Consider the following 14223-nt stretch of genomic DNA (forward strand, 5'->3'; position numbering starts at 1 on the left):
CAGGAAGGCACCACATGACGGTCCATCGGTTCGGTGACTACCAGAACGAGATCTACCTGGGCGGCCTGGGCGGTGTCCTGCCCACGCTGCCCATGACGCACGAGGAGCTGGAGGAACGGGCCCTGGCCGCCCTTCCGCCGTCGGTCCGTTCCTACGTCGCGGGCGGCGCCGGCGACGAACACACGCAGCGCGCCAACGTCCGCGCCTTCGAGCGGTGGGGCCTGTACCCCCGGATGATGGTCGGCGCCGCCCGCAGGGACCTGTCGGTCGACCTCTTCGGCCACACCCTGCCCGCGCCCCTGTTCATGGCCCCCGTCGGCGTCATCGGGCTCTGCGCCCAGGACGGTCACGGCGACCTCGCCACCGCCCGCGCCGCCGCCCGTACGGGCGTGCCCATGGTGGCCTCCACCCTCACCGTCGATCCCCTGGAGCGGGTCGCCGCGGAGTTCGGCGACACCCCGGGCTTCTTCCAGCTCTACACCCCCACCGACCGCGACCTGGCCGCCAGTCTCGTCCACCGCGCCGAGACCGCCGGGTTCAAGGGCATCGTCGTCACGCTCGACACCTGGGTCACCGGCTGGCGTCCCCGCGACCTGGCCGCGGGCAACTTCCCGCAGCTGCGCGGCCACTGCCTCGCCAACTACCTCACCGACCCGGTCTTCCGCGCCCGGCTGGCCAAGGCCCCCGAGGAGGACCCCGGGGCGGCGGTCCTGGAGTGGGTGAGCGTCTTCGGCAACCCGCTGACCTGGGACGACCTGCCGTGGCTGCGCTCGCTCACCGACCTGCCGATCATCCTCAAGGGCCTGTGCCACCCCGAGGACGTACGCCGCGCCAGGGACGGCGGCGTCGACGGCGTCTACTGCTCCAACCACGGCGGCCGCCAGGCCAACGGCGGCCTGCCCGCCCTGGAGGCGCTGCCCGGCGTGGTCGAGGCCGCCGACGGCCTGCCCGTGCTGTTCGACTCGGGCGTCCGCAGCGGCGCCGACGTGATCAAGGCACTGGCCCTCGGCGCCACCGCCGTCGGCGTCGGCCGCCCGTACGCCTACGGACTCGCCCTCGGCGGTGCCGACGGCATCGTCCACGTCCTGCGCTCGCTGCTCGCGGAAGCCGACCTGATCATGGCCGTGGACGGCTACCCGACCCTGTCCGACCTCACGCCCGCATCCCTCGTACGCCTCTGAACGCCCCCGCGGCCCGCCACCGCCCGAGGGCTCCGGGCCGCGGGGCACCACCCGGCACGGGAACCCCTGACGCGAAGGGCTGACGTGGCGGAGAACCCGCAATACGATCATGCCCATGTCGATCACCCCCTCCTCCCTGCCCGTCCTCAAGGGCCGCGGCGGCGCCGTGCTCACCGCCGAACACGACGCACTCGTCCTGGACCGCCCGGGAGAGCAGGTCACCTTCGTGCCCGACGCCATCGCACGGGTGCGCGCCGCGGGACGGACGCTGACGATCGAACTGCGCGCCCCGCACGGGGTCGCCCCGACCGTCTACCGGGTGGACGACGTCAGCGAGGCCGCCGCCACCGTCTTCGCCGACGGGCTGAACGCGCTGCTCCCGGACCGGGAGGACGGCGAGGTCGACGGCGCCGCCCTGACCGTCGTCCGCTCCCTCGCCCCGACCTGGCACCGGAGGTTCGTGCGAAGGTTCCTGTGGGGCATGCTCGCGTTCCTCGTCACGCTCGTCGCCGCGACCGTGGCGGCCGGCCTGACGGGCACCGGGGCGTCGGTCATCATGATGGTCCCGATCGGCGGCATCACCTGGCTGAGCTTCGGAGTCGGGGTGTACACGGTCCGCCGGTGGCTGCGCGAGCGGTGGCTGCACCGGCACGGCGTCACCGTGATCGCCACGGCCGCCGCGACGAGGGGCGCGTACGTGTACGTGGACGGTACGGGCACCTACCGGGGCTTCGTGCACGGCGAGGCCGGCCCGTACGTCACGGTCGCCTACGACCCGGGAGATCCCGCGGACGTGCTGGTGCCGCAGGCCCCGTACCTGCGCCTGCTGAACGTGGTGCTCGGCTCCTTCCTGCTGTTCTGCTCGCTCGGCGGCGTGGTCCTCCTGGTCCTGCTGGTGGTGGACGCGTTCACCGGCGGCGAGCTCGGCCGCGGCGCCGACGGAATTTAGGCCACCGCCCGAACCGGTCTGCGAGCATGATCGGATGGAACGCATTCGACAGACCATCGGCTCGGGTTCCCCCCTGGAACCACAGATCGGCTTCTCGCGCGCGGTACGGCGCGGAGACCAGGTGGCCGTCGCCGGTACCGCCCCCATCGCGGAGGACGGCTCCACCGTGGGGCCGGGCGACGTGTACGCGCAGACGGTCCGCTGCCTGGACATCGCCGAACGCGCGTTGGAGGCGGCGGGCGCCTCGTTGGACGACGTCATACGGACGCGCGTCATGCTCACCGACGTGACCCGGTGGAAGGAAGCGGCCCGGGCGCACGGCGAACGCTTCGCCTCCGTCCGCCCCGTGACCACCTTCGTCGAGGTGTCCCGCTTCATCGACCCGGCCTGGCTGGTCGAGGTGGAAGTCGACGCCGTCGTCATGTGAACCCGAGGCGGGGCCCCGCCTCCCGGCGGGCGCGGCGTACGCCCGGCACCCGAATGGGTTGAACAGCGTGTCCGGGGGCCCCGCGGGTCCGTTGGAGGGGACGAGTGTCCGTCGTGGGCCCACATGCCGGGCCCACGATCGACGCCCGCTCTCGATCCACGTACAGACGTACATCCTGAAGGAGACCCAGTGAAGAAGACCACGGCCGTCATCACCGCCACCGGCGCCATCCTGCTCGGTGGTGCCGGCATGGCCTCCGCCGACGCCGGTGCCCAGGGCGCGGCCATCGGCTCGCCGGGTGTCGCCTCCGGGAACGTCGTCCAGGTTCCGGTCCACGTGCCCGTCAACGTCTGCGGCAACACCGTCAACGTCATCGCCCTGCTGAACCCGGCCTTCGGCAACACCTGCGTCAACGCCTGAACCGGCCCCGGCGGCACACCGGGGACCCCCCGACGGTTCCCCGTGTGACACGTGAGCGCGGCCCCGGCTTCCTCCCCGGCAGGCCGCGCTCACGCGCGTTCGGCGGCCGACGGTGACCTACCCCCGGGGCAAGGTCCCGGCCCAGTACGCGGCCCGTACCTCCCCTTCGGTAAAGTCCCGGCGCGGCAGGCTCAGGCCGAGGGAATCCTCCAGGGCATGGAAGAACAGCGCGTACGTGTCCGACAGTTCGGGGTGGTCCAACTCGGCCCGCCGCAGGGCCCGGTTGAGGAAGTCCAGTTCGCCGCCCCGCGGGAAGGGGGCGTGGCCGTACTCGTACCGGATGAGTTCGAGGATGCCCAGGCCGTCGTCGACGCGGCGGCCATCGCTGACGTAGTCGAAGGTGTAGATGGCCTTCGCCGAGGTGGCGCTCAGCCACACGCTCTCCTCGACGCCCAGGGCCGCGTACGCCTCCTTGTCGGCGAAGGCGCCCGGTGGGGTGTCGTGGTACAGCAGGAACGTCCAGCCACCCGCCTGCCCGTAGCAGCAGCTCCTCCACTGGCGGTCCAGGTGGGCCCGGCCGCCGTCCACGGCCCGCAGGTCCTCCAGCCGCGTACCGGCCGCGATCTGCGCGGGGTCGGCCCCGTAGAGGAGGGCCAGCCGCTCGGGGTCGACGGTCCGGCCCGGAGCCGCGCGGTGGAACGCCAGCGTCGTGTACGGGTCCTGCTCGCGCCACGACCGGGCCAACCACGCGAGCCCGTCCAACGGGTCGCGCCCGCAGGCCTCCACCGTGCCCGGGTCGTCGAGGCCGCCGCCGCGGAAGCGTCGGCCCCACGCCGGATCGACCGACTCCAGGGCCTCGGCCACGTCCGCCGGAGCGCCACCGCGCCCACGCAACGACGCCTCCACCATCAGGTACAGGGCCTGGTCGAGACCGCGCACGGTGGAGACCTCACCGTGGGGCGCGAGATGGCCGTACACCGTGCCGTCCTGCGCCGGCAGCAGACACAGGCCGCCGTCCTCCGTCTCCTCGGTGCGCTCGATCCACTCCTCCAGCTCGTCGTCCGAGAACACCACGGTGGGTGGCTCTATGCCGTCGAGCAGGGCGTGTCCGGCGGCCTTGCGCCGCCAGGCCTCCATCAGGGTCCGCTGCGTGATCTCCATGGCGCCACCCTAGACACGGGCACCGACAACGAGCCGACGACAGCAGCCGGTTCGAGGGCCGGGCGGCGACCCGTCGGCGGGCGTCAGGACAGGAGGGTGAAGAGGTGGCGGGTGTCCGTGAGGTCCAGGACGCGCCGGGCCTGGTCGGGCACCCCGGTCAGCTCCAGGGTCCAGCCGTCGTCGATGGCGCGACGGCGCAACGCCAACAGCACGTGGAGGGCGGCCGTCCCCAGGAACGGGACCGCCGACAGGTCCAGGCTGAGGATCCCCCCGCGCGGACGGATCCCGTCCAGGGCGTCGGCGAGGGGGCCGCAGGTGTACACGTCGAGGTCGCCGACGACGGAGACGACGATCCGGTCGGGGTGCGTGGTGGCGTCGACGTCGACCACGAAGTCGAGCAGGCGCATGTCGTGACCGCCTTCGCTGCGGGAGCCCCTCGCGGTCGTCTCCGTGGGGGCGGTGCGGAGCCGGCCGGCAAGCGCGCGGTGGGGCCGCGCACATCGGGCGGGACCACACGCACCTCATCACGGGCCCGCGGAGGACTCCGCCCGACCAGGCTGTTCGTACGCTCATCCTGCCCTCTGGCGCGCCGGTCAACCCCTCGCCACCGAGGCCGCCTCAGAACGCGTAGCGGATCCGCAGCCAGGGGGCGTGCGCCGCCACCAGCGCCCGCACGGACTCGACGGCCGCGGCCTTCTCCGCGTTGCGGTAACGGACGTTCCAACTGCCGTTCTCGGAGCGCTTGGCCTGCTGGATGTCGGGGCGCCACAGGGCGTCCTCGGCCCGGGGGTGCCAGGCGAGGTTCAACGCGTGCAGGTCGCGGTTGTGCGTCAGCATGATCACCTCCGCCGCCGCCTGCGCCTTGACCGCACGGGGCAGGACGTCGTCCATCCGCTGGAGGAGCAGCCCCCAGTCGGCCTCCCAACCCGGCCGGATGACGACGGGGGAGAGGTTGAAGTGCACCTCGTAGCCGGCCTCGACGAAGGAGGCCGCGGCCTCGACGCGCTGTTCCACGGGGCTGGTGCGCAGGTCGAGCAGGCGCGCGTCACCGGGCGGCATCACCGAGAACCGCACCCGGGTGCGTCCGCGCGGATCGAGGAGCAGCAGGTCGGGGTTGACGAACTTGGTGGCGAAGGAGGCCTTGGCGGTGGGGCGGCGGGCGAAGGCCTGCACCAGGTCGGCGACGTTGTCGCTGACGAGGGCGTCCACGGAGCAGTCGCCGTTCTCGCCGATGTCGTACACCCAGGCGTGCGGGTCGCACTGGTTCGCCTCCCGCTTGGGCCCCTGGCGTGCGATGTGCCGGTCGAGGTGGGCGAGGATCCGCTCGATGTTGGTGAAGACGGTGATCGGGTTGGCGTAGCCCTTGCGTCGCGGGACGTAGCAGTAGGCGCAGGCCATCGCGCAGCCGTTGGCGGGCCCCGGAGCGATCCAGTCGGCCGATCTGCCGTTCGGCCGGGTCGTGAGGGTCTTCTTCTCGCCGAGGACGAGGACCTCGCTCTTGATCCGCACCCAACGTTCGAGGTTGCCCTCGTTGCCGTGCAGCTCCGGGATCCGCCAGTGCGAGTCCACGTCGATGACGCGGGCGTCGGGGAAGCGCGCGAGGACCTGCCGGCCGCGCGGCGACGCGGCGGCCGCCGGTTCGGCGTGGATCTCCCGTACGGAGAGCAGCCGCCGGGCGGCGGGCGAGTCGCGGAACGACGGGCCGGCCGCCGCCCGCGCGGGGCGCCGGCTCTCGCGGCCCTCCGGGTCTTCGAGGTCTGCGAGGTCTTCGAGGTCGAACAGGGTGTCCGGCGGGCCGCCGGGGGCCCCGTGCGCACGGCCGCGGCGGGCTCCGCCGGTGGGCCGGTGGTCGCTCATGGGTGCTCCGCGCTCCTCGCGTCGCCGGTCCCGGTCCGGTGTTCCGCCGGGCTGTCCACTGTAGGGCGTCCGGGGTCGGCCCCCGACGGGCTCCGGCCCGGTCCCGCGCCGGGGCCGGAGTGGTGACGCCCCTCTCGACGTGCATGGACATGCCCAACGGGGGCAGGCGGCCCGTCGATCTCCGCACCCGACACGAGCCGCCAGGACACCCTGACGCGCCGGGGCGCGGGGCGACGAAGGGGAGGGTGACGCGGTGGCTACGAGGATCGTGGGCAACGACGACGACGGCGCCGTGCGCCGCGGCGCGCCGATCGGGCGGGACGTGCTGCTCGCCGTGGGCCTCGTGGGTACGGCGGTGGGCGGGACGGCCGTCTTCGTCAAGGTCGTCGGCGCGGCCGACGGGTTGCGCGTCGCGGTGCTGCCGCTCGTGATGGCGGCCGTCCTGACGCTCGCCGTCGCGGGCGCCCGCTGGAGCGTGGCGCCCGTGCGCCGACGCGCCCCCGTGCCCGTCCACGACGGCCCGGGGCCCGGCACGCCGCTCCCGCACGGGGTGGAACCGCCCGAGGTGGGCGCGGACGCGCTGGACCACGCCGCGGTGGACGCCGACGGCTTCGAGCACACGGTCGCCGCGCTCTGCGCGCGGGACGGCTGCACCTCGGTCGAAGTGGTCGGGGGCGCGGGCGACCTCGGCGCCGACGTCATCGCCACCACCCCGGACGGGCTCCGCGTCGTCCTGCAGTGCAAGCACTACGCCCCGCACCACCGGGTGGGCTCGCAGGACCTGCAACGCTTCGGCGGAACCTGCTTCGCCGTGCACGAGGCCGACGTGGCCGTCGTCGTCACCACCAGCTCCTTCACCGCCCCCGCCCTGGAGTACGCCCGGACCTGCGACATCCGCTGCGTCGACGGCGAGGCCCTGGCCGCCTGGACCGACACCGCCGCCCCCGCGCCCTGGCAGGCCGCCCCGGCGCGCTCCGGCGGCGGGAACGGCTGAGCCCGCCCCGCCCGCGCACGCGTGGCCCGGCGCACGCGGGGCAGGCGCCCCGTGACGGCCCGGCCGATCCCGCCGGGCCGGGACGAGCGGAACGGGAGTGGTGGGACATGAGGACCGCGATGGCAAGGATCCTGGGGGTGGCCACGCTCGGGTACGGGGCGGCGATCGCCTGGCGCCCCCGACTGTTGACCCGGCCGTGCGGGCTCGCCGAGGACGCGCCGACGGTGCTGCTCACGCGGGCCCTGGGAGTCAGGGACGCGGTGATCGGGGCGGCGATGGTCGTGGTGCCCGCGCCGGCCCTCCCCACGGTGGTCCTGGCCCGGACCGCCGTCGACCTCGGCGACACCCTGGTCTTCGGGCTCGCACTGCCCGGGGCCGCGGCCCGGTCCAAGGCCGCGGGCGTGGCGCTGACCTGGGCCGGCCTGTGCGCCTGGACCCTCACGACGGCGCCCGCGCCGGCCGCCCCGGTCGTCGAGGCGGCGGGCGACGTCGCCCTGCGCGGCGCCCAGTCCCTCTCCCGCTCCGCGCTCTGACGCCCGCCCCACGCCCGGGGCACGGGGTTCAGGCGCCGACCCGGGCCACCGGGCGCACCCGCACCCCACATCCCGCGTCCCGCGATCCGCACCCCACAACGAAGGGCTTCCCATGGCACGCACCGTCGCCCGCGTCATCGTCGACGCACTGCGCGAGCTCGACGTCCGGCACGTCTTCGGCGTCGTCGGAGACGCCTTGAACCCGCTCACCGAAGCCATCCGCACGACCGAGGGCCTGGACTGGGTCGCCTGCCGGCACGAAGAGGCCGCCGCCTTCGCCGCGGGGGCCCGCGCGCAGCTCTCCGGCACCCTCGGCGTGTGCATGGGCACGGTCGGCCCCGGCTCCGTGCACCTCCTGAACGGTCTGTACGACGCGGCCAAGAGCCGTGCCCCCGTCCTCGCGATCTGCGGACAGGTCCCGCTGGCCGAGATCGGCAGCGACTACTTCCAGGAGGTCGACAACGACCTGCTCTTCCGCGACGTGGCCGTCCACCGGGCCACCGTCACCTCCCCGGACCAGATGCCGCGCGCCCTGGAGAGCGCGGTGCGAGCCGCCGTCACCCTGGGAGGCGTCGCCGTCCTGACCGTGCCGGGGGACATGGGCGACCGGGAGACGACCGACGACCGGCCGACGCGCTTCGCCCTCGACCGCCCCGTCTCCCGCCCCGACGACGCATCCCTCGCGCGGGCCGCCGAGCTGCTGAACGCCGCCTCCCGCGTGACGCTGCTCGTCGGTCGAGGGGCCCGCGACGCCCGTACGGAGGTCCTGCGCACGGCGGAGCTGCTCGCGGCGCCGATGGTGCTCACACTGAAGGCCAAGGAGGGCTTCGAGGACGACAACGACTTCCAGGTGGGACAGACCGGCCTCATCGGGAACCCGGCCGCCGTCCACGCCCTCGACCGGGGTGAGGCCCTTCTCATGCTGGGCACCGACTTCCCGTACCGGGACTGGTACCCCGAGGACACCCGCGTCGTCCAGATCGACGCCCGCGAGGAGCACCTCGGCCGCCGCACCCCCGTCGACGTGGGACTGGCCGGCGACGTCGGCGCCACCCTGAGCGCCCTGCTGCCGCTGCTGGAGCCCATCGCGGACCGAGCGCACCTGGACGACGCCCGCGAGCGGTTCGCCGCCTGGCGGGCCGGGCAGGCGCGGTTGGCCGAGCCGGACCCCGAACACCGCCTCACGGGGAAGCTGAGGGCCGCGCTCGACAACCGCGACCACGAGATCCGCCCCGAGGCACTGGCGGCCGCGGTCGACGCCCACGCGGCCGACGACGCCGTCTTCATCTCCGACACGGGTATGGCCACGGTCTGGCTCTCCCGGTTCGTCACCATGCGCGGAACCCGACGCCTGATCGGCTCGTACAACCTCGGCTCGATGGCGAACGCCATGCCCCAGGCCATCGGGGCCCAACTCTGGGCACCGGAACGGCAGATCGTCGCGTTCTGCGGGGACGGCGGCTTGAGCATGCTGCTCGGCGACCTCATGACGATCAGGACCTACCGGCTGCCGGTGAAGCTGGTCGTCTTCGACAACCGCCGTCTGGGCATGGTCAAACTGGAGCAGGAACAGTCGGGACTGCCGGAATTCGGGACGGAGCTCGACAACCCGGATTTCGCGGCGCTCGCCACCGCGATGGGGATCACCGGGATCCGGGTCGTCGACCCCGCGGACCTCGTGGACGGCGTACGGCGCGCCCTCGACACACCGGGACCGGTCCTGCTCGACGTGCTCACCAACCCGGAGGAGGTCGCGGTGCCCGGCAGGCCGACCGTGGCCCAGGGCTGGGGTTTCGCCGTCGCCAAGGCCAAGGAGATCCTGCCGGGCGGTCTCGGCGGGACGGACGGGAGCACGCGGGCCGACCACCGGCGGGCCCGACGGCGCTGACGGCCCGGCGCCACGACGGCACTGACGGCCCGCGCCACCGGCGGTACGAGGCCACCGCCCGGCACGACGCCCGCCGGCGCCCGGGCGGGGCCCGACCGCCCCCGTTTCCGCCCCGCCTGAGGGGGCAGGTGCCGAACACCCCGAACACCACCAGAAGGGCGGACACCCATGGACGCGCTCTCCCCGCCGCTCGCCGCCGGAGCCGCCGGCGCGGGATTCCTCCTCGTCGTGGGCCTCGTGGTCGTCGTGCTGCTCATCGCTGCCGTCTGGTGGGGCATCCGGCGCCGGGCGGACCGGCGACCGTCCGACGCCGCGCCGCGTCGCCCCGCCCCCGTACGGCACGAACACGTCGAGGAGCGCCGAGAGCCGGCGGCCGACGAGTTCCCCGGTCACGGCGAGCGGCTGTCCCCGCACGAGATGAAGGGCTACGGGAACATCGGCACCCGCGGCGCCGCCGACGGCGACGGCGAGGAGGAGCGCAAGCCGTAGCCGCCGCCTCCCGCAGCGCGGTCCACACCGCCTCGCCGGGGAGCCTCCGGGCGGGTGATGCCCATCGTCCGCGAAACGCAACGTGCGGGACGCCGGCCACGCCGCGACGGGCCGGTGCGGGGTGGGGAATCCCGCTCGGACGCGGGGCCGCGCGGCGGTCGTCCGGCCGGCGGGCCGCCGAGGGCGGCCGGCGCCGTGAACGAACATCCGGCCCGGCGCCCTCCCCCCGTCGGGCCCGCCGTGTTTCGCTGGGAGGACGCCCTCGACCCGCGGCGCCGCGCGGGGCGAGCACGCGTGCCCGCCCGTGCGACAGAGGAGAAGGCCAGTGCCCGTCCGACTCGACGCCGTCTCGGCGGGAGCGTACGTGATCCACTGCACGGGGGAGTTCGACCAGGACACGGTCCCCGACCTCACCGGGGTGGCGGCGGCGGTCCGCGACCGCGCGGGCGCGGGTCGCCTCGTGGTGGACGTCAGGGAAGTGACCTTCGCGGACTCCGCCTTCCTCAACTGCCTGCTGGGGCTCCGCACCGCCGGGGAGCTGGTCCTGGTGGGCCCCCTGCCCGCGCAACTGCGCCGACTGCTGGAGATCACGGGCGCGTTGACCCTCTTCACCCTGGCCCCCTCGGTCCGTGCCGCGCACGGCGGACCGGATCCCTCCGTACCCGCCTGAGGCCGTCGGCTCAGCCGCGCAGGGTCGCGGAGGGGGATTGCCCGTACCGGCGGCGGTAGGCGTCGGCGAAGCGGCCCTGGTGGGCGAAGCCCCAGCGTCGGGCGATCCCCGCGACGGTGGTGCCCGCCTGGGCCCGGCGCAGCTCCTCGTGGGCGCGGGCCAGGCGCACCTGTCTGAGGTAGCCCAGGGGCGTCGTGTTGGCGTGGCGGGCGAAGGCGTACTGCACGGCCCTCGGGGTGACGGGCACGGCCGCGGCGATCTGGGCCAGGCCGATGTCGCGGTGCGCGTTCGCCTCGACGAAGGCCATGGCCCTGCGCAGGGTGTCGTTGGTGGCGTCGCGGCTGTCCGTGCGCCGCGGGTCGTCGCCCAGGGTGGTGTTCGGCAGCGCGGACAGGGCGACGGCCGCCAGATGGCGGGCGGCGCTCGCGGCCACCAGGGGGCCGGCGTCGATCCCGGCGTCCGTGAGGACGTGGTCGCGCAGGTAGGCGACGGCCGCGCCCAGTCGCGCGTTGGCGGCCCGGTCGATCGCCCGTTGCCCGGTGATCTCGACCGGGCCGCGGAACCCGGCGCCGGTGGAGGCCACTTCAATGAGCAGCGCCGGGTCGAACATCGTGATCGTGTAGTGGGCGGCGCGGACCTCGCCCCGGTACGGGCGGTCGTGCGGGGCGATCATGAAGGTCTCGCCGGGCCCGAAGACGTTCTCCTGCCCGTCGGTGGTGTCCGCGCAGGTGCCCCGGTGCATGGTGAGCAGGCACACCCGGTTCAGGCAGCCGGCGTCGTAGGCCATCGTGTAGTCGAAGGCCAGCCGGTCCACCATGAGGCCGTCGGCGCTGCGGCGCACGATCCGCGCCCGGGACTCCTCGGGCCTGCCGCCGATCCTCATCGGTGTGTACGCCGCCGACAGGAACGCCTCGGTCTCTTCCAGGTTCCCGCTGCTGAAGAAGAGCGTGTCCACTCCCCGCTCCCTCGTCCCGGGCCGCACCACCGGTCTTCGGCGTGCCGTCCCGTCGACCCTAACGCCGACTCCCGGCGACCGGAACTCGACTTCCGGCTGATCGGCGTGGCGCGGCGTGGCGCGGAAGCGCCGGCGGCCGCGGGGACCGGCGGGGGTCGCGCAGAGCGGCGGCCACCGGAGATGTCGTCCGGTGGCCGCCGCTCGGTGTTCGGGGTGTGGTGTCCGGAGCCGGGTCAGGCGTGTCGGCGGGAGCGATTGCCCGTGACGAGGCGGTAGACGGCCAGCAGGATCACGGAGCCGATGATGGCGGCGATCCACGTGGACAGGTCGAAGAACCCGTCGATGGAGTCGATGCCGAAGAGGACCTTGCCCAGCCAACCGCCGAGCAGGCCGCCCGCGATGCCGATGAGCGTGGTGATGATGATGCCGCCCGGGTCCCTGCCCGGCATGAGCGCCTTGGCGATGAGGCCGGCCAGCAGCCCGATGATGATCCACGCGATGATGCCCACGATGCGTCTCCCACTCCGTTCGACCGGTTCGGTGTCAACAGCCGTCTGCGCGCTTTCTCGCGGGTCAAACGTGCCCCGACCGAAGTGGACCGGTCGAGGACGGGTCGAGCGGGGTTGACCTCAAGCGTGGTTCAGGTCCGAGGGTTTCCTCGTGCCGCCGGCCACTCGGCGGCGCGCCACCCACACGTCGGAGGAAACCCCATGTCGAGCAGCACCGCTTCCCGTTCCGCCTCCCGCTCCGCTTCCCGTTCCGTCCGCGCCGGTGCCGCCGGAGGGGCGAAGGCCCGTACCGGGGCGGCCTGGTGGAAGGTCCTGGTCGGCGGCGCGGTCGGCGCCGCCGCGGTCAACCTGGTCGTCCTCGCGGTCGCCGCGCTGTCCGGCGCCTCGCTCGTCATCGACGACGCCGGTACGGAGCACCCGATCACGGTCGGGGGAGTGCTCGGTGCCTCCGTGGTCCCGCTCGTCGTCGGGATGGGCGCGGCCCTGCTGCTGGCCCTGTGGAAGCCGGTCTTCCTGCGGATCGCGCAGTACGTGGGCGGCGGACTGGCGTTGCTGTCGGTCGCGGGCCCGCTGTCCTCCGGGGCCGACGGCGGCACCGTCGCGGCCCTGACGGTCATGCACCTCACCCTCGGCGTGGCCGTCGTGGCCGCCCTCGAACTCCACCGCCGGCGCCGCTGAACCACCGCGCGTGCGGGCGCGGTTCAGGCGCCGGTGTACAGGTCGGCGTACTCCTCGCCGGGCGGGATGACGGTGATGACGTCGATCAGTACGCCGTCGGGGGCGGCGACGATGAAGTGGCGTTGGCCGAACTCCTCGGTGCGCAGGGGCAGTACCTCGGGCAGCCCGGCCTCCGTCACGAGGCGCCGGTGCTCGGCGTCCACGTCGTCCACCTCGAAGTTCAGCAGCAGGCCGCCCCGGAGCGCGGTGCGGTGACCCTCGGGGACGGACGGGTGGGTGGGGTCGAGGAGGGCCAGCTCGTACGCGGGGGCGTCGGGGCGGCGCAGGCTGACGTACCAGTCGGCCTCGAAGGTGGTCTCGAAGCCGAGGTGGCGGGTGTAGAAGTCGCGGGAGGCCGCCACGTCCCGGGTGGCGAGCACCGGGTAGAAGCCGCCGAGACGGTTCGCGGGCGCGGGCGCGGCGGCGGGGGAGGCGGTGCGTTCGTTCGTCATGACGGAGCCCTTCGGATCCATTTCACGTATCTCGCATACCCTGGGTATGCGAACCATGGGGCTAGCATACCCCCGGTACGCGAAATGGAAAGGGCGGTGCGTCCGATGACCGGAATCCGGGCGGAGCAGCGAGCGGCCACACGACAGGCCCTCCTGGCCGAAGGGCGGCGGAGGTTCGCGGCCGACGGGTACCACCACGTGGTGCTGGCCGAGGTGGCACGGGCCACGGGGGTCACCAAGGGAGCCGCCTACCACCACTTCGACAGCAAGGCGGGACTGTTCCGCGCCGTGGTCGCCGAGGTGCAGCGGGAGCTGGGCGAACGGGTGGCGGCCGAGGCCGAGCGGTACGAGGACCTCTGGGAGCAGCTGCGGGCGGGCTGCCGGGCCTTCCTGGCCGCCGGGACCGACCCCGCGGTGCGACGGATCCTGCTGCTGGACGCGCCGACCGTACTGGGCTGGGACGAGTGGCGGGCCCTGGACGAGGAGTCCTCCGCCCGGCACCTCGCCGAAGCCCTGACGGCGCTCGTCGCGGCCGGGACCATCCCCGACCAGCCGGTGGAACCGCTGGCCCGACTGCTGTCGGGGGCGATGAACGAGACCGCCCTGTGGATCGCGCGGGGCGGCGACGCGCGGGCCGCGGAGCAGGCGCTCGACCGGCTGCTGTCGGGACTGCGCGATCCGGCCTGACGCTTCGCCCACCATCAGGTGAATGTCGGGGGTGGGCGGGGTGGGTGCGGTGGGATGTGCGGGTCGTTTCGTTTCCGTCTCACGTTGGGAGATCAGCATGAAGGTTCGCGCGATGGTCGTCGCCGCCTGTGTGGCCGCGGGTGTGGTCCTGGGTGGTGCGGGTGCCGCCGTGGCCGACGCGGGGGCGAACGGTCTGGCGGTGGGTTCGCCGGGTGTCCTGTCGGGGAACGTGGTCCAGGTGCCGGTGCACATCCCGATCAACGTCTGCGGCAACTCCGTGAACGTGATCGGGGCGCTGAACCCGGCGGCCGGCAACGTCTGCGCCAACGTCTGA

18 protein-coding genes are annotated in these 14223 nt (G+C 73.9%); 12 read left to right on the top strand and 6 right to left on the bottom strand.

Features of this window, described 5'->3' with window-relative positions; genetic code table 11:
• Positions 1-14 precede the first annotated feature (14 nt).
• From ACZ6ZI_RS32860 to ACZ6ZI_RS32875, 4 genes are all read left to right on the top strand, one after another.
• Entirely contained in the window at positions 15-1181 is a 1167-nt protein-coding gene (locus ACZ6ZI_RS32860) for an alpha-hydroxy-acid oxidizing protein (RefSeq protein WP_469527047.1), read from the top strand.
• Between the two features lie 115 nt (positions 1182-1296).
• A complete protein-coding gene (locus ACZ6ZI_RS32865; protein WP_469527048.1) occupies positions 1297-2130 on the top strand; it encodes a hypothetical protein in 834 nt (277 codons plus the stop codon).
• A 34-nt stretch (positions 2131-2164) separates the two neighbouring features.
• A complete protein-coding gene (locus ACZ6ZI_RS32870; RefSeq protein ID WP_363058344.1) occupies positions 2165-2557 on the top strand; it encodes a RidA family protein in 393 nt (130 codons plus the stop codon).
• A 249-nt stretch (positions 2558-2806) separates the two neighbouring features.
• Complete coding sequence (locus tag ACZ6ZI_RS32875) at positions 2807-2977, top strand: chaplin (RefSeq protein WP_363058441.1); 171 nt, start codon at positions 2807-2809, stop codon at positions 2975-2977.
• A gap of 117 nt (positions 2978-3094) precedes the next feature.
• Here the strand turns inward: ACZ6ZI_RS32875 and ACZ6ZI_RS32880 are convergent, their stop codons facing one another.
• The 3 genes from ACZ6ZI_RS32880 to ACZ6ZI_RS32890 form a co-directional block, all read right to left on the bottom strand.
• Entirely contained in the window at positions 3095-4138 is a 1044-nt protein-coding gene (locus ACZ6ZI_RS32880; RefSeq protein WP_469527051.1) for a hypothetical protein, read from the bottom strand.
• A gap of 83 nt (positions 4139-4221) precedes the next feature.
• Complete coding sequence (locus tag ACZ6ZI_RS32885) at positions 4222-4545, bottom strand: STAS domain-containing protein (protein ID WP_469527055.1); 324 nt, start codon at positions 4543-4545, stop codon at positions 4222-4224.
• A 211-nt stretch (positions 4546-4756) separates the two neighbouring features.
• Positions 4757-5995 carry a spore photoproduct lyase family protein gene (locus ACZ6ZI_RS32890; protein WP_469527056.1) on the bottom strand — a complete coding sequence of 413 codons (1239 nt, stop codon included), beginning with the start codon at positions 5993-5995 and terminating at the stop codon, positions 4757-4759.
• A gap of 253 nt (positions 5996-6248) precedes the next feature.
• Here ACZ6ZI_RS32890 and ACZ6ZI_RS32895 point away from each other — a divergent pair, with 253 nt between their 5' ends.
• The 5 genes from ACZ6ZI_RS32895 to ACZ6ZI_RS32915 all read left to right on the top strand — a co-directional run bounded on the left by ACZ6ZI_RS32895 (position 6249) and on the right by ACZ6ZI_RS32915 (position 10569).
• The gene (locus ACZ6ZI_RS32895) at positions 6249-6989 is read left to right on the top strand and encodes a restriction endonuclease (RefSeq protein WP_469527058.1); all 741 of its coding nucleotides are present in this window, start codon (positions 6249-6251) and stop codon (positions 6987-6989) included.
• A gap of 107 nt (positions 6990-7096) precedes the next feature.
• The gene (locus ACZ6ZI_RS32900; protein WP_469527060.1) at positions 7097-7522 is read left to right on the top strand and encodes a hypothetical protein; all 426 of its coding nucleotides are present in this window, start codon (positions 7097-7099) and stop codon (positions 7520-7522) included.
• A 112-nt stretch (positions 7523-7634) separates the two neighbouring features.
• On the top strand, positions 7635-9410 hold the full coding sequence (locus ACZ6ZI_RS32905) for a thiamine pyrophosphate-dependent enzyme (RefSeq protein WP_469527062.1): 1776 nt from the start codon (positions 7635-7637) through the stop codon (positions 9408-9410).
• Between the two features lie 168 nt (positions 9411-9578).
• Positions 9579-9899 carry a DUF6479 family protein gene (locus tag ACZ6ZI_RS32910; protein ID WP_469527065.1) on the top strand — a complete coding sequence of 107 codons (321 nt, stop codon included), beginning with the start codon at positions 9579-9581 and terminating at the stop codon, positions 9897-9899.
• 325 nt (positions 9900-10224) lie between these two features.
• Positions 10225-10569: an STAS domain-containing protein gene (locus ACZ6ZI_RS32915; RefSeq protein ID WP_469527068.1), complete on the top strand. Its 345-nt coding sequence runs from the start codon at positions 10225-10227 to the stop codon at positions 10567-10569.
• Positions 10570-10579: 10 nt separating this feature from the next.
• On the opposite strand, the gene ACZ6ZI_RS32920 is transcribed toward ACZ6ZI_RS32915, so the two are convergent.
• Together ACZ6ZI_RS32920 and ACZ6ZI_RS32925 are read right to left on the bottom strand one after the other, a co-directional pair.
• Positions 10580-11524: a helix-turn-helix transcriptional regulator gene (locus ACZ6ZI_RS32920; protein WP_469527070.1), complete on the bottom strand. Its 945-nt coding sequence runs from the start codon at positions 11522-11524 to the stop codon at positions 10580-10582.
• 233 nt (positions 11525-11757) lie between these two features.
• The gene (locus ACZ6ZI_RS32925; protein WP_469527072.1) at positions 11758-12033 is read right to left on the bottom strand and encodes a GlsB/YeaQ/YmgE family stress response membrane protein; all 276 of its coding nucleotides are present in this window, start codon (positions 12031-12033) and stop codon (positions 11758-11760) included.
• A gap of 201 nt (positions 12034-12234) precedes the next feature.
• Here ACZ6ZI_RS32925 and ACZ6ZI_RS32930 point away from each other — a divergent pair, with 201 nt between their 5' ends.
• Positions 12235-12711 carry a DUF6069 family protein gene (locus tag ACZ6ZI_RS32930; RefSeq protein WP_469527075.1) on the top strand — a complete coding sequence of 159 codons (477 nt, stop codon included), beginning with the start codon at positions 12235-12237 and terminating at the stop codon, positions 12709-12711.
• A 23-nt stretch (positions 12712-12734) separates the two neighbouring features.
• Here ACZ6ZI_RS32930 and ACZ6ZI_RS32935 read toward each other — a convergent pair whose 3' ends face one another.
• A complete protein-coding gene (locus tag ACZ6ZI_RS32935) occupies positions 12735-13202 on the bottom strand; it encodes a VOC family protein (protein WP_469527077.1) in 468 nt (155 codons plus the stop codon).
• A 105-nt stretch (positions 13203-13307) separates the two neighbouring features.
• Between ACZ6ZI_RS32935 and ACZ6ZI_RS32940 the strand changes: the two genes are divergently transcribed.
• Positions 13308-13889, top strand: coding sequence for a TetR/AcrR family transcriptional regulator (locus ACZ6ZI_RS32940; protein WP_469527079.1), 582 nt, complete (start codon positions 13308-13310; stop codon positions 13887-13889).
• A gap of 112 nt (positions 13890-14001) precedes the next feature.
• Entirely contained in the window at positions 14002-14223 is a 222-nt protein-coding gene (locus tag ACZ6ZI_RS32945) for a chaplin (protein ID WP_363058439.1), read from the top strand.

This window comes from Streptomyces sp. NPDC103540 (assembly GCF_055584445.1).